14 protein-coding genes and 1 pseudogene are annotated in these 13736 nt (G+C 71.9%); 14 read left to right on the top strand and 1 reads right to left on the bottom strand.

What is annotated here, in order from left to right:
• The first annotated feature begins 243 nt into the window (after positions 1-243).
• The 3 genes from ACL03H_RS01010 to ACL03H_RS01000 are packed head-to-tail and all read left to right on the top strand — an operon-like array spanning position 244 to position 2717.
• Positions 244-504, top strand: a complete 261-nt coding sequence (locus ACL03H_RS01010) for a RidA family protein (RefSeq protein WP_412809099.1) — start codon at positions 244-246, stop codon at positions 502-504.
• A complete protein-coding gene (locus ACL03H_RS01005) occupies positions 497-1390 on the top strand; it encodes an amidohydrolase family protein (RefSeq protein WP_412809098.1) in 894 nt (297 codons plus the stop codon). The genes ACL03H_RS01010 and ACL03H_RS01005 overlap by 8 nt, the downstream gene beginning before the upstream one ends.
• Positions 1383-2717 (top strand): MFS transporter, encoded by a 1335-nt coding sequence (locus tag ACL03H_RS01000; RefSeq protein ID WP_412809097.1) that lies wholly within the window; start codon positions 1383-1385, stop codon positions 2715-2717. The genes ACL03H_RS01005 and ACL03H_RS01000 overlap by 8 nt, the downstream gene beginning before the upstream one ends.
• Here ACL03H_RS01000 and ACL03H_RS00995 read toward each other — a convergent pair.
• On the bottom strand, positions 2683-3609 hold the full coding sequence (locus tag ACL03H_RS00995; protein WP_412809096.1) for a LysR family transcriptional regulator: 927 nt from the start codon (positions 3607-3609) through the stop codon (positions 2683-2685). The two genes, ACL03H_RS01000 and ACL03H_RS00995, sit on opposite strands and share 35 nt — an antisense overlap.
• Before the next feature lie 87 nt (positions 3610-3696).
• On the opposite strand from ACL03H_RS00995, the gene dapA reads away from it, so the two are divergent.
• From dapA to ACL03H_RS00940, 11 genes and pseudogenes are all read left to right on the top strand, one after another.
• Positions 3697-4605 carry a 4-hydroxy-tetrahydrodipicolinate synthase gene (dapA, locus tag ACL03H_RS00990; RefSeq protein ID WP_412809095.1) on the top strand — a complete coding sequence of 303 codons (909 nt, stop codon included), beginning with the start codon at positions 3697-3699 and terminating at the stop codon, positions 4603-4605.
• The gene (locus ACL03H_RS00985) at positions 4602-5318 is read left to right on the top strand and encodes an RraA family protein (protein ID WP_412809094.1); all 717 of its coding nucleotides are present in this window, start codon (positions 4602-4604) and stop codon (positions 5316-5318) included. Before dapA ends, ACL03H_RS00985 begins: the two co-directional genes overlap by 4 nt.
• Positions 5315-6463 carry a CaiB/BaiF CoA transferase family protein gene (locus ACL03H_RS00980; RefSeq protein WP_412809093.1) on the top strand — a complete coding sequence of 383 codons (1149 nt, stop codon included), beginning with the start codon at positions 5315-5317 and terminating at the stop codon, positions 6461-6463. The genes ACL03H_RS00985 and ACL03H_RS00980 overlap by 4 nt, the downstream gene beginning before the upstream one ends.
• Positions 6460-7095, top strand: a complete 636-nt coding sequence (locus ACL03H_RS00975; RefSeq protein WP_412809092.1) for a flavin reductase family protein — start codon at positions 6460-6462, stop codon at positions 7093-7095. Before ACL03H_RS00980 ends, ACL03H_RS00975 begins: the two co-directional genes overlap by 4 nt.
• 1 nt (position 7096) lies before the next feature.
• The gene (locus tag ACL03H_RS00970) at positions 7097-8272 is read left to right on the top strand and encodes an acyl-CoA dehydrogenase family protein (RefSeq protein ID WP_412809091.1); all 1176 of its coding nucleotides are present in this window, start codon (positions 7097-7099) and stop codon (positions 8270-8272) included.
• 51 nt (positions 8273-8323) lie between these two features.
• Positions 8324-8650, top strand: a pseudogene (locus ACL03H_RS00965) (aldehyde dehydrogenase family protein); the annotation flags it as partial.
• A complete protein-coding gene (locus ACL03H_RS00960; protein ID WP_412809090.1) occupies positions 8566-9564 on the top strand; it encodes an aldehyde dehydrogenase family protein in 999 nt (332 codons plus the stop codon). The pseudogene ACL03H_RS00965 and the gene ACL03H_RS00960, both read left to right, overlap by 85 nt.
• A 41-nt stretch (positions 9565-9605) precedes the next feature.
• Positions 9606-10313, top strand: coding sequence for a GntR family transcriptional regulator (locus ACL03H_RS00955; protein ID WP_412809089.1), 708 nt, complete (start codon positions 9606-9608; stop codon positions 10311-10313).
• Complete coding sequence (locus tag ACL03H_RS00950; protein WP_412809088.1) at positions 10310-11182, top strand: NAD(P)-dependent oxidoreductase; 873 nt, start codon at positions 10310-10312, stop codon at positions 11180-11182. The genes ACL03H_RS00955 and ACL03H_RS00950 overlap by 4 nt, the downstream gene beginning before the upstream one ends.
• Positions 11179-12315: a mandelate racemase/muconate lactonizing enzyme family protein gene (locus ACL03H_RS00945; RefSeq protein WP_412809087.1), complete on the top strand. Its 1137-nt coding sequence runs from the start codon at positions 11179-11181 to the stop codon at positions 12313-12315. The genes ACL03H_RS00950 and ACL03H_RS00945 overlap by 4 nt, the downstream gene beginning before the upstream one ends.
• Positions 12312-13727 (top strand): aldehyde dehydrogenase family protein, encoded by a 1416-nt coding sequence (locus ACL03H_RS00940; RefSeq protein WP_412809086.1) that lies wholly within the window; start codon positions 12312-12314, stop codon positions 13725-13727. The genes ACL03H_RS00945 and ACL03H_RS00940 overlap by 4 nt, the downstream gene beginning before the upstream one ends.
• The last annotated feature ends 9 nt before the right edge of the window (positions 13728-13736 follow it).

Genomic DNA, 13736 nt, shown 5'->3' with positions numbered 1-13736 from the left:
TTCCTGTCGGGAATCAATCCCTTCGCAAGAGGATTTGGTCGGCGGCTTCGCACGGCCATACCGTCGACGTCGCTAGCCCAACCTTGAGACAAGGGAGTCCATGCGATGAGGCGCAGCATTCATGTGGATGGTTTTTCCCACGAGAACCCGGTTCCCGCGGCATGCCGCATCGGTGACGTCTTGGTCACCGGCGCGCTGCACGGCGGCGGACGAGGGTCGGCGCCGGAGGAGTTCTCCCCGCGTGTGGACGAGCAGATCAGCACCATGTTCGGACGGGTCGCCGCCGTCGTGGAAGCCGGAGGCGGATCGCTGGGAGACATCGCCAAGCTCTCCGTCCGCCTCGCGGATCCGGAGCACCGCGAGGAGTTGAACCGGCAGTGGTGCGCGCTGTTCCCCGACCCGAGCAGCCGCCCCGCCCGCCAGGTCACCGTGGGCACCACCAAGCCGCACATCCTGGTGCAGTGCGAGGTGCTCGCCGTGCTCACCGGAGGCCCCGATGCCTGAGTACGCGCACTTCGTCGCCGACACCAGCGAACCCGCCGAGCCGACCCCCGCGCTGGCCTGCGACAGCCAGACCCACATCTTCGGCTCCCCCGACCGGTTCCCGACGCGCCCCGACGCGGCCTACGTCGTCCACGACGCCACCGTCGAGGCCATGCTGCGCATGCACGCGACGCTGGGGATCGAGCGCGGTGTGATCGTCCAGTCGACGGCCTACGGCACCGACCACGGCGCCTTGATCGAGGCGTTGCGGATCGCCGGTCCCGGTTACCGGGGATGCGGGGTCGTCAACGACAGCGTCGACGACGCCCAGCTGGAGCGGATGCACGAGGCCGGTGTTCGCGGCGCCCGCTTCAACTTCCACCCGAAGCTCAAGAACGCCTTGCCGACGCCCGACGAGGTCCGCCGGACCGCGGCTCGGGTCGTGCCGCTGGGGTGGCACCTGAAGCTCCACATGAACGGGATCGACCCGCGCGAGGTGACCCCGCTGCTGGACGGCCTCGACACCGACGTCGTGATCGACCACATGGGACCGCTGCGGTACGGGCTCGGCGTGGACGACCCGAACTTCCGGCACGTCCTGGACCTGCTGGAGCGGGGCAACTGGTGGGTCATGCTCTCGAACGGTGATCGCCGCTCGGTGGCCGGTCCTCCCTGGGACGACGCGACGGCCTACGCCCGCGAGTACATCGCCCGGGCACCGGAACGCGTCCTGTGGGGAACCGACTGGCCCCACCCGCTGCACGCGGGTCCCGTTCCCGACGACGGCGAGCTGGCGAACCTGCTGGCCCGCTACGCACCGGATCCCGACGTGCGGGAGCGGATCCTGGTCGGAAATCCGCAGGAGCTGTTCCGCTTCGAGGACGGGAGCAATCCGGATCATGGCTGAACTCCGCACGTCCCGGAAGCGCGACGATCGCCTGTCCGCGGGCCAGCGCAGGTCGCTCGGCGCGGCGGTCCTCGGCTGGTCGGTCGACATGTACGACCTGCTGGTGATCCTCCACGTCGCCAGCTACGTCTCCGCTGCGTTCTTCCCCAGCGCCAATCCGCTGCTGGGACTCACCGCCACCTACGGCGCGTTCGCCGTGAGCCTGGTGGTCCGGCCGCTCGGCGCGCTGGTCTTCGGTTCCGTCGCCGACCGCAGCGGCCGCCGCCGGGCCATGACGATCTCGGTGCTGGGTGCCGGGATCTCCACGGCGGCCATGGGGTTCCTCCCCGGGATCGCGACGCTGGGGCTCGCCGCGCCGGTGCTGCTCCTGGTGCTGCGAATCGTGCAGGGGCTCTTCGTCGGCGGGATCACCGCCTCGTCGCACACGATCGCCACCGAGTCGCTGCCCGAGCGGTGGCGCGGCATGGCCGCCGGGCTCATCAAGGGCGGTGGCGCGAGCCTCGCGGTGGTGGTGATCAACCTCATCGTGGTGGGGCTGGTCTCGGTCCAGGGCCAGGAGCGGTTCGAGAGCTGGGGCTGGCGTCTGCTGTTCCTGTTCGCCATCGTCGGATCGGTCGCCAACTACCTGGTGCTTCGCCGGGTGGACGAGTCGCCCGCGTGGTTGCGGAAGCGGTCCGAGGAGCGCACGGCGGGCGAGGCGGGGACCCGGCGCCGCCCGGCCCGGGAGCTGTTCTCGAAGCAGTGGCGCACGATCACCCTGACGGCCGTGGTCGTCGTCTTCGCCGCCTCCGCCCCGTACTACCTGACGACCGGGATCCTGCCGACGGTGTACAAGCAGGTCCTGGGGCTCTCCCAGGAATCCGCGAGCATCTTCCTGATCGTCAACGTGACCCTCTCCGCGGTGGTCTCCATCGCCTGCGGACACCTGAGCCAGCGGGTCGGGCGGCGGAAGTTGTTCCTGGGCTCCGGAATCACGTGCCTGCTGCTCATCCCGGGCCTGTACCTGGTGATGGCTTCGCGCCCGGCGGAATGGGTGCTGCTGCTGTGCGGAGCGCTGATGGTCATGTCGTCCGGGGCGATCAGCGCGCCGCTCATCATCTTCGTCAACGAGCTGTTCCCCACCGAGATCCGATCGACCGCCACCGCGTTCTCCTGGAACTTCGGCTACGGCATGAGCGGTCTGCTGCCGACGTTCGTGACGGCGGTGAGCGCGAGCACCGAATCGATCATCCCGGTGCTCGTGGTGTGCGGCGCGGTCATCTCGATCCTCTTCCTCGCGGTCGTGTCGCGGCTCAAGGAGACCCGGGGTGCCCTCGATGCGAGTTGACGGAACGCAACCATCCCAACCGGTGCGCTTCCCGCAGCACGGTGTCGGCCAGCGAGCTGACGGCCTCGTCGGCGTCCCGCCGGTGCACGAGGTGGACGGGCAGGAGCGCGAACTCGTCGGTCACGGGCACGAAGGCGATGCCGGGAACTCGGCCGAGCTGCGCGGAAGCGGGCAGCAGCGCGACGGCGTTGGCCTGCCGCTGGAGGGCCATCAGCCGGTTGCCGGGGACCGTGTTGCGCACCGTCTCGGGCTCGAACCCGGCCTCGGCGAAGATCCCGTCGATGAGGGCCTGGTAGCCGGGGGCCAGCGACCGCGGGGTCATCACGAAGCGGTCCGCGCGCAGCTCGGCGAGCCCGACGCTGTCGCGTTCGGCCAGCCGGTGAGCGTCGGACACGGCCACGACCAGCGGCTCGCGGCGCAGCAGCACCGAGTCGAGCTCGTCGTCGGACGGGTCGTACCGGACCAGGCCCACGTCGCACTGACGGCGGCGGAGCGAGTCGACGACGTCGACCTCCCATGCCTCGACGGCCTGGAACACCAGGCCCGGGAGGGCGCGCTGGACGTGATCGGCCAGCACCGGCAGCGTCTCGTAACCCACGCTGAGCGTGTAGTTGATGCGCAGCGTGCCCCGCTCCCCGGCGGCGAGCTCGCGAGCCCGCTCCACGGCCGAGTCGAGCCGCTGCAACGCCTCCGCGACCTGCGCGGCGAATTCCCGCCCGGCGGGCGACAGGCGCACGTTGCGCGTGTCCCGCACGAGCAACCGGACGCCCGACTGCCGCTCCAGGCGCTTGATCCGCCTGCTGAGCGCGGGCTGCTCGACGTGCAGGCGTGCGGCCGCCTTGGCGAAGTGCAACTCCTCCGAAAGCACCACGAAGGATCGCAGAACGACCAAGTCCACATCCACCAGACGACTGTACAACGGCATCGCCGGCCGACGCGCCAGCTCGGCGACGCACCGCTCCCCTGAAGGAGGAGGCCCATGTCCGACCTCACGTCCCGACTGCGCGGCTCCATCGCGCCGCTGGTCACCCCGTTCCAGGAAGACGGGACGATCGACGCGCGAACGGTGCGCGAGCTGATCGACCACCAGGTCCAGGCGGGCAGCCACGGCATCTCGGTGACCGGCACGACCGGCGAGCCGGGCGCGCTCACCTTCGACGAACGCCTCCAGATGATCGATCTGGGGTCCGACGCGGTCGCGGGCAGGCTGCCGTTCGTGCCCGGCACGGGCACCCACCAGCTCCCGGAGACGATCGCCCTCACCCGGCGGGCGGCGGAGTCGGGAGCTGATGCCGCCCTGGTCATCGTCCCCTACTACGCCCGGCCGACCCAGGACGGTCTCTACGCCTGGTACAGCGAGGTCGCGGAAGCCGTCGACATCCCGATCATCATGTACAACATCCCGTCGCGGACCGGCGTCGAGCTGGCGCCGAAGACGGTCGGGCGCCTGTGGCGCGACGTTCCGAACATCATCGGGATGAAGGAGGCCAGTCCGGACTTCGCCCACGCCAACTTCGTCCTCCGCGAGACCGGGCCGGATTTCCTGCTCTACTCCGGACTCGAAGCCCTGTGCTTCCCGATGCTGGCCATCGGGGGCGCGGGTTTCATCAGCGTCACCGCCAACCTCGTGCCCCGGGAGATCGCCCGCATGTACGAGGCGGTGACCGAGGGGCGGTGGGAGGAGGCCCGGGAGCTCCACTTCCGCCTGCTCGACCTCAACGACGTGGTGCTCACCGAGACCAACCCGACGGCCGTGAAGTGGCTGATGTCGCGAGCCGGCCTGATCGGGCCGGGGCTGCGCGCGCCGCTGGTGCCGTTGTCGGAGGACGGGCAGCGTCGCGTGCGCGCCGCGGCCTCTTCGTGGGGACTGGTGGGTGAGGCGCGATGACCGGTTGGGAGCGGGTTCCGGAACCGGTCGCCGAGCTGCTCGGCTCGGCGAGCACCGCCACGATCGCCAGCCAGTTGCTGAAGCGCGGGTTGCGCGACCAGTTCATCAGCGGTGCGCGTCCGTTGCGACCCGGTCACCGGCTGGTCGGAGCGGCGTGGACCGCGCGCACCATCCCCTCGCGGGAGGATCTGGACGGGCACTGGCCCGGCTCAGCTCCCGTTCCCGGCGTGTCGCTGTTCGACGTGATCGAGTCGACGCCCGCGGGCGGGGTGCTGGTGATCGACGGGCGGGGCGAGGACCGCACCGCCACCGGCGGCGACATCCTCGTGGAACGCCTGCGGGTCCGCGGTGCGCGCGGCCTGGTGACCGATGCGGGCCTGCGCGACGTGTCGGGCGTGGCCGCCGTCGGTCTCCCCTGCTATTCGGCGGGTTCGACCGCCAACGTCAGCCGCGCGTTCCTGCGCGTCGTCGAGCAGGACGTGCCGATCGGCTGCGGCGGTACCGCGGTCTTCCCCGGTGACGTGGTGGTCGGTGACGACGACGGAGTCGTCGTGATTCCCCGCGCCCTCGCCGACGAGGTGGCCCGAGCCGCGGCCGAGCAGGAGCGGCTGGAGGAGTTCATCGGCGAGAAGGTGCGCGCCGGAGCCTCGCTGAGCGGGGTCTACCCGCCGTCCGAGGCGCTGCTCGCCGAGTACCGGGAGCGGCGGCCGTGAGCGGCGGCGGCCCGCTGGACGGCCTGCTCGTCGCCGACTTCAGCCGGGTCCTGGCGGCGCCCTACCTCACGATGCTGCTGGGCGACCTGGGTGCCGAGATCGTCAAGGTCGAACGCCCCGGCACGGGCGACGACACCCGCTCCTGGGGGCCACCGCACCACCGCGGCGAGGCCACCTACGGCCTGTCGGTCAACCGCAACAAGAAGTCGGTGGTGCTCGACCTGCGCGACGCGGACGGGCTCGCCAGCGCGCGGGAGCTCGCCGCGCGGGCCGACGTCCTCGTGGAGAACTTCCGCCCCGGCACCATGGCGCGGCTCGGGTTGGACGAACCGTCGCTGCGGCCGGACAACCCCGGCCTCGTCTACTGCTCGATCTCCGGTTTCGGTTCCGGCCCGGGGGCGGCGCTGCCCGGGTACGACCTCCTCGTCCAGGCGGCGGGCGGGCTGATGAGCATGACCGGTCCAGGACCCGGGCAGCCGACGAAGGTCGGGGTCGCGCTCGTCGACGTCCTCTGCGGATTGCACGCGGGCATGGGAGTCCTGTCCGCGCTGCGCCACCGGGACCGGACGGGTCGTGGCCAGCTGGTCGAGGTCGACCTGCTGTCGACCCTGCTGTCGAGCATGACCAACCAGTCCGGGGCCTACACGATGGCCGGGCGAGTACCCGGCATACTCGGCAACAGGCATCCCTCCATCGCGCCGTACGAGGTCTTCCCCACCGCCGACCTCCCCGTCGTCCTGGCGGTGGGCACCGACCGCCAGTTCCGCGCTCTCGCGGAGTCGATCGGCTCACCCGCGCTCGCCGACGACGCGCGCTTCGCGACGAACGGAGCGAGGGTCGCGCACGTCGACGCGCTGGCCGAGGTCCTCGGCACGGCGCTGCGCGAACGACCGGCGCGGGAGTGGTGCTCGCGGCTCGCGGAGCTGGGGGTGCCCTGCGGGCCGGTCAACGACCTCGACGAGGCGTTCCGGCTCGCCGAGCACCTGGAGCTGCACCCTCGGGTCGACGTCGGCGGCCGGAGCCTCGTGGCCAACCCCATCCGGCTCCAGGACACCCCCGTCTCGTACCGGTTGCCTCCCCCGGCGCTGGGCGAGCACACCTCGGAAATCGCAGCCTGGCTGGCGGACAAGGAGCAACGCACGTGACCACGATCTCACCCGCGACGATGACACCGGAGCAGACCTACCGGCTGCTGACCGGGATCGTCGTCCCCCGGCCGATCGCCTGGGTGACCACGCGCTCGGCCGCGGGGACGACGAACTGCGCCCCGTTCAGCTGCTTCACCTTCGTCTCCAACGCCCCGCCCATGGTCGGCATCAACATCGGCCGCAAGGCGGGCCGCCTCAAGGACACGGGGACGAACATCAGCGAGACCGGGGAGTTCGTGGTCCACATCCCGGACGAGTCGATGATGGAAGCCGTGCACCTGAGCGCCGTCGAGCATCCCGCCGAGGTGGACGAGACCGAGGTGCTCGGCCTCGCCACCGTCCCCTCCGAGCAGGTCGGAGTTCCCCGGCTGGCGGACCCCGCCATCGCCCTCGAATGCCGGTTCCACTCGGCGACCGAGTACGGCAGCACCGGTTCCCGCTTCGTCGTGGGCGAGGTGCTCGCCTTCCACGTCCGCGACGACCTGCTCGTCAACGGCAAGGTCGAGACCTCCGAGCTGGCCCCGCTCGCCCGCCTCGGCGGACCGGTGTACGCGGGCCTCGGCCGGATCACCCGGCTCTCCGCCGTCGCCCAGACGCCCAAGTCCACCCTCACGACCGAGGAGCAGTGACATGGCTTCGCCGATGACCGACCCGCTCGCGCTGCTCGACCTGGACTCGTCGCTCAGCGACACCGAGCGCGACATCCGCAGCACCGTGTCGGCGTTCCTCGACGACCGCGCGAGGCCCTTCGCGCCGGCGTGGTACGACTCGGGCACCTTCCCCCGGGACCTCGTCCCCGAGCTCGGCAAGCTCGGCCTGCTCGGCATGCACCTCGACGGGTACGGCTGCGCCGGCACCAGCGCGGTCGAGTACGGGCTGGCCTGCTTGGAGCTGGAGTCCGTCGACAGCGGGCTGCGCAGCTTCGTGTCCGTGCAGGGTTCGCTGGCCATGTTCTCCATCTGGCGCCACGGTTCCGAGGAGCAGAAGCAGGAGTGGTTGCCGCGCATGGCCGCCGGGGAGGCGATCGGCTGCTTCGGCCTCACCGAGCCGGACCACGGCAGCGACCCGGCGAACATGCGCACCCGCGCGGTGCGCGATGGTGCTGACTGGATCCTCAACGGCACCAAGATGTGGATCACCAACGGCGGGATCGCCGACGTGGCGACCGTGTGGGCGCAGACCGAGTCCGGCATCCGCGGTTTCCTGGTGCCGCGCGGGACGCCCGGCTTCACCACCCGGGACATCAAGAACAAGCTGTCGCTGCGCGCCTCGGTCACCTCCGAGCTGGTGCTGGAGGACGTGCGATTGCCCGAAGCGGCCCGGCTCCCGCTGGCCGAAGGCCTCAAGGGGCCGCTGAGCTGCCTCAACGAGGCCCGCTTCGGCATCTTGTTCGGGGCCGTCGGTGCCGCGCGGGACTCGCTGCGGTCGGCCTTGGCGTACGCCACCACGCGCACCCAGTTCGGGCGTCCGCTCGGTGGTTTCCAGCTCACGCAGCAGAAGCTGGCCGACCGCGCCCTGTCGGTGAGCACCAGCGCGCTGCTGGCGCTGCACATCGGACGGCTCAAGGACGCGGGAGCGCTGCGGCCCGAGCAGATCAGCGCGGGCAAGCTGCACAACGTCCGGGAGGCGATCGCCACCGCGCGGGAATGCCGCACCATCCTCGGCGGAAGCGGCATCACCAGCGAGTACTCGCCGCTGCGGCACGCCGCCAACCTGGAATCGGTGCTGACCTACGAGGGAACCTCCGAGATCCACCTGCTCACCGTCGGCAGGGCCCTGACCGGTTTGAACGCGTTCGCCGGGTGATCGCGGAGCGCACCGGAGGACCGGTGTGATCACCAGTTCCCCGCGGCGCCCGGCCAGCGGGTGGCCGCCGTACCGGAACGCTCCGCCGCGGACGTCGCCGGGCGCGCTCGGGGAGCCCAACAGCGCTGGGCCGCGCACCGCGCGGCCGCCCTCGGCGCCATCGCCGACGAACTCGCGGGACACGCGGCGGAACCGGCCGAGCTCGTGATCCGGGAAGTGGGCGAACCGCGGCGGGAGGCGGTCGCCGAGGTGTCCCGGAGCGTCGTGCTGCTCCGGTCCTGCTGCCAGCGGGCGTGCGACCCGATCGGGGCCGTCCACGAACCGGTGGGATCCGGCCTGCTCGCACCCGCCGGCGTCCGGTGGGCCTGGCCGACCTGATCACGCCGCGGAACTTCCCGCTGGCGATCCCGGTGTGGAGGGCCGCGCCCGCGCTCGTTCTCGGCAACGCGGTCCCGCTGAAGCCGGCTCCGCGGGCGACGGCGTGCCGCTCCGGCTCCGCGAGCTGTTCTCCCGGCCCCTGCCGGAAAACCTGTTCCGGGTGGTGCCCGGCAGCGGGGAGGCCGGGCGCGCCGTGGTCGGCCTCAGCGATGTCGTCTCGTTCACCGGCGCCGACGACGTCGGGCAGGCGGTCATCGCCGGGACATCCGCGCGCGGGGCTCGCCGGGCGCGGGTCACGCGCGCGAACCCGCCGGACCTGCTGGCCGGCGCCGGGTGGCTCCACGAGCGATCTCCGCCCGAAGTGCCTCGCGGGGCAGCCCGGATGCCGAAGAAGCGAGAACGCCCGTTCGCGGCCGCCACGAGCCGACCCGCCGGTCACCACGCGAGGTCGAGGCCCCAGCCCCGCTCTCGGCCACGTCATCGCCCCAGGAACCCGTGCTGTTCCCGGGGCGATGCGGCGTCGCGGGGCGTGGTCGACGGGCTCGGAGTGCTGCCGGGTCTCCGATCCAGCGCACGAGGCGGTGCTCCGCTTTGCGACGGGCTCGGCTCGCGGGCGACCTGACGTCCCCACCGCCCGCCCCGTCCGGTGCCGATCACCCGCCACGCGACCGCGCCATCCACCGCCACTCCGCGACCGGCCAGCGCCGGTACCGGTGGACAACCCCGCGAGCATCCGGCGGTCGTCGCGTCGCGGCCCCTCGCGGCGTCCCGCCCGAGCGGGCCCGGAGGACCCGGCCAGGGCCGCGGAGCGGGACACCGGTCGCACGCCGCGCACCCGCCCCGGGGCCCACCACCGCTGCTCCGCCCGTGGCGCGCACCGGCTCGGTTTCCTGCGCGCCACCCATTGCCTCTGATTACATATTGCATGTAACTTCACCGGCCAAGGAGGTCGACGATGGATCAGCACACGCTCGCCACGAGCTCCATAACCCGAGGCGACGGCCTCGTGGACAAGGCCTACCAGGTGATCCGCGACGCGATCCTCAGCCGACGCCTGGCGCCGGGCAGCCGCCTGTCCGTCCCGGAGATCGCCCGGCAGCTGGAGATCAGCCGGAGTCCGGTCCGGGAGGCCATCGCCCGCATCGAGTACGAGGGCCTCGCGGAGAGCATCTCCCACCGCGGGGCGGTCGTCGTGCAGATCGGTCTCGACGAGCTCATCGCCATCTACGAGCTCCGGGAAGTCCTCGAAGGACTCGCGGCGCGGCTCGCGGCCAGAGCCGCGGACACCGCGCTGATCGACGACCTGGAGCAGAACTGGCAAGCCCACCACGACGCCGTGGAGAGCGGCGACGTGGAACGGCACATGGAGCTCGACGCGGCGTTCCACGGGCTCATCCGCGACGCCGGCGGAAACCTCCGGCTCGCGGAGAACCTGCGCCAGCTGCAAGGGCAGATCCGGGTGGCCATGACCACCACCGTCGCCCGTCGTGGCGGTATGCGCACGGCGCTCGCCGAGCACCGAGCGCTCATCGACGCCATCCGGGGCGGAGACCCCGCGGTGGCGGAGAGCGTCGCCCGGGACCACATCACCCGGCTGCGCGCCAGCCTCCACGACGCCGCGCTCGCGGACCCGCACCACATCGACGAAAGGCACGAGACATGACACCGACCGCAGTGATCGGACTGGGGACGATGGGCGGCCGCATCGCCGGCTCAGTCGCCGGAGGCGGCCACGAGGTCCGCGGTTTCGACCCCTCCGAGGGCGCCCGCGAGGCGGCCCGCTCCTCGGGCATCTCCGTCTGCGACACCGCCGAAGAGGCCCTTCAGGGCGCGCGGCTGGTGGTCCTCTCGGTACCGCGGCCCGAGCACGTGCTCGCCTCCGCGCGCGGCGCGCTGTCCGCGGCTCGGGGCGCCGTCGTCGCCGACATGTCCACGATCGATCCCCGAACCGCCCAGGAGGCGTCGACGATCCTGGCCGAGCACGACGTCACCTACGTCGACGCTCCGGTGCTGGGCCGCCCGGACAAGATCGGCAACTGGACCCTCCCCGTCGGGGGTCCCGAATCCGCGGTCGCGCTGGTGCGCTCCGTGCTCCAGGGCACGGTCGCCAAGCAGGCCATCCACGTGGGCGGAGTCGGCGCCGGTCACGCCGTGAAGGTCCTCAACAACCTCATGTTCGGTGCGATCAACGCGATCACCGCCGAGGTCCTCACCACCTGCGAGGCCGCGGGCGTCGACCCGGAGGTCTTCGTCTCCGCCGTCGCCGACTCGGGCGCCGCGACCGTCTCGAACCTGTTCCGGGAGATCGCCCCGAAGATGATCGCGAACGACTTCGAGCCCGCCTTCGCCCTCGGCCTGCTGGCCAAGGACAACAAGCTGGCCATCGACCTCGCCCGCTCCGTCGGTGCGCCCACGCACCTCGCCGAGATCATCGACAGCGTGAACACCGCTGCGATGGAGCAAGGCCTGGCCGAGCGGGACACCGGAGCCGTCCAGGCGCTGTACCGCTCGCAGTCCGCGGCCGCTCGATGAGCGGTCAGCCCATCGAGCGCATCGTGGCGCGCGTTCTCGAAAGCCCGCTCGACGAATGCGTGCCGATGTCCTTCTCCCAGCTGAAGGTTCGGCGCACATTCCTGGTCGAGGTCCACGCGGGCGGTGAGGTGGGGATCGGCGAGAGCTGGATCAACTACCCCGACTGGGCTGCCGGCGAACGGCTCGCGACCCTGCTCGAAGGCGTCGCCCCGATCGTTCTCGGACGCGACGCCCTCGACCCCGGGACGCTGCTGGACACCCTCGTCGCCGCGCTCGGCGGCGTCGGCCGGCAGTGGGGGGCGCACGGCCCGATCTGGCAGGCGATCAGCGGCGTCGACATCGCGCTGTGGGATCTGCGCGGTCGGCTCAGCGGCACGTCCACGGCGCGGACGCTCGGGCAGGTCCGCGACAGCGTCCCGGCGTACGCCAGCGGCATCGGCCCCACCAAGGTTCACGAGCTCACCGAACGTGCGCTCGAGCTGGGCCTGACCGCGATCAAGACCAAGATCGGGTTCGGCCGGGAGACGGACCGCGCCACCATCGCGGCGGTCCGCGAGACGGCCCCGGGAGTGCGCGTCTTCGCCGACGCCAATCAGGCCTGGACGCTCGACGAGGCCATCGGCAACGCGGAGTGGTTGCGGGAGGAAGGCGTCGAATGGCTGGAGGAACCCGTCTCCGGGGACGCCCCGCACGATCTCGCGGCGCTGCACGAGAAGACCGGGATGCCGCTGGCCTCCGGTGAGAACGTGTACGGGCTGGAGAACCTGGTCCGCCTCGCGGACACCGAGGGCGTGGTCCAGGCCCAGCCCGACGTCGCCAAGTCGGGCGGGCTGACCGTCCTGAGCCGCCTCGCCGAACAGCTCGACGGGACCGGCTGCGCGCTCAGCCCGCACTGGTACTCCGGCGCCATCGGCCTGCGCGCCTCGATCACCCTCGCCACCACCGTCGCCCATGCCGGGTGGATCGAGCTCGACGTGCGGGCCAACCCCCTGCGCGACGATCTCGTCACCGACGGGTTCCCCCTCCGCGGAGGAAACGTCCTCGCCCCCACCGCCATCGGCCTCGTCGGCGATCTCGACACCGACGCCGTGAACCGGTTCCAAGTCCACTCCGATGAACGGAGATCAGCGTGAACGCCACCTCCATCCCCGCGGCCCGCATCGGTGGCCGCACCTTCGACGGCGTCGCCCACGACGTGATCGACCCCGCCACCGGCGCGGCCTTCGCGACCGTCGGCTGGGCTGGTGCCGCCGACGTCGAGCGCGCCGTTGGCGCGGCCGCCGACGCCTTCGCCTCCTGGTCCACGACCTCGGCGCGGGAGCGGGCCGCTGCCCTGCGCGGCATCGCCGCCGATCTGCGCGCCGAGGCCGCCGAGATCGCGCCCGCGATCGCGGCGGAGTCGGGCAAGCTCATGGCCGAGGCCACCGCCGAGGTCGAGTTCTCCGCGAAGTACTTCGACTGGTTCGCCGAGGCCCCCGCCATCGCGGAGGAAGAGGCCGGCCGCGTCACCCCGATGCGCCGCTTCCGCGTGCGCCGTCACCCGGTGGGGGTCGTCGCCGCGATCGGCACCTGGAACTTCCCCCTGTCGATCCCCGCTCGCAAGATCGCCGCGTCGATCGCCGCCGGCTGCCCGACCGTCCTCAAGCCCAGCGAACGCACCCCCGCCTCCTCCGACGCGCTGGTGCGCATCTGCGAGCGCCACCTCCCCGCCGGTGTCATCGGGCAGGTCGTCGGCGACGGCATCGAGATCTCCAACGCGCTGATCGACGACCCGCGCGTCGCCGCGGTCACCTTCACCGGGTCCACCCCCATCGGCAAGGTCATCGCCGAGCGCGCGGGCCGCAGCATGACCCGCGCCTGCCTCGAACTCGGCGGCCGGGCCCCGTTCATCGTGCGCGAGGACGCCGACGTGGCCGACGCCGTCGACCACCTCATGATCGCCAAGCTGCGGAACAACGGTGAGTCCTGCATCGCCGCGAACACCGCGTTCGTGCCCAGCTCGCTGGCCGAGGAATTCCGGAGCGTTCTCGCCGCTCGCGTCGCGGCCACCCGTCCGGGGCCGCAGAGCGAGGCCGGGGCCGACTTCGGCCCGCTCATCGACGCGGGCGCGGTCGAGCGCCTCACCGCCCTGGTGGACGCGGCCGAGCGGGCCGGGAAGCGGGTGGTGCGCGGCCAGGCAGGTCCTGATGGCGGGGCGTTCATGGCCGCGGCAGTCGTCGAGGACGCCCGCGGCACCGAGCTGTACGAGCAGGAGATCTTCGGCCCGGTGCTGGCGGTGGTCACCTACGACGACGAGGACGCCGTCGTCGAGGAGGTCAACGGGTGGGGCGTCGGCCTGGCCGGCTACGTGTGCGGCCGGGACCTCGCCGCCGCGCAGGATCTCGCCGAGCGGCTCCGGATCGGCATCGTCGGGGTGAACAACGGCGCCCCGAACACCCCGGAGGTCCCCTTCGGCGGCTTCGGTTCCTCCGGAATCGGCCGGGAAGGCGGCATGGACGGGTACGACGAGTTCACCGAGCTGCAGACGATCTCGATCGCACGCTGAGCGTTCCCT

This window comes from Saccharopolyspora antibiotica, from assembly GCF_047200635.1.
Taxonomy (GTDB): domain Bacteria; phylum Actinomycetota; class Actinomycetes; order Mycobacteriales; family Pseudonocardiaceae; genus Saccharopolyspora_C.
This window is presented reverse-complemented; position numbering and strand designations above follow the sequence as displayed.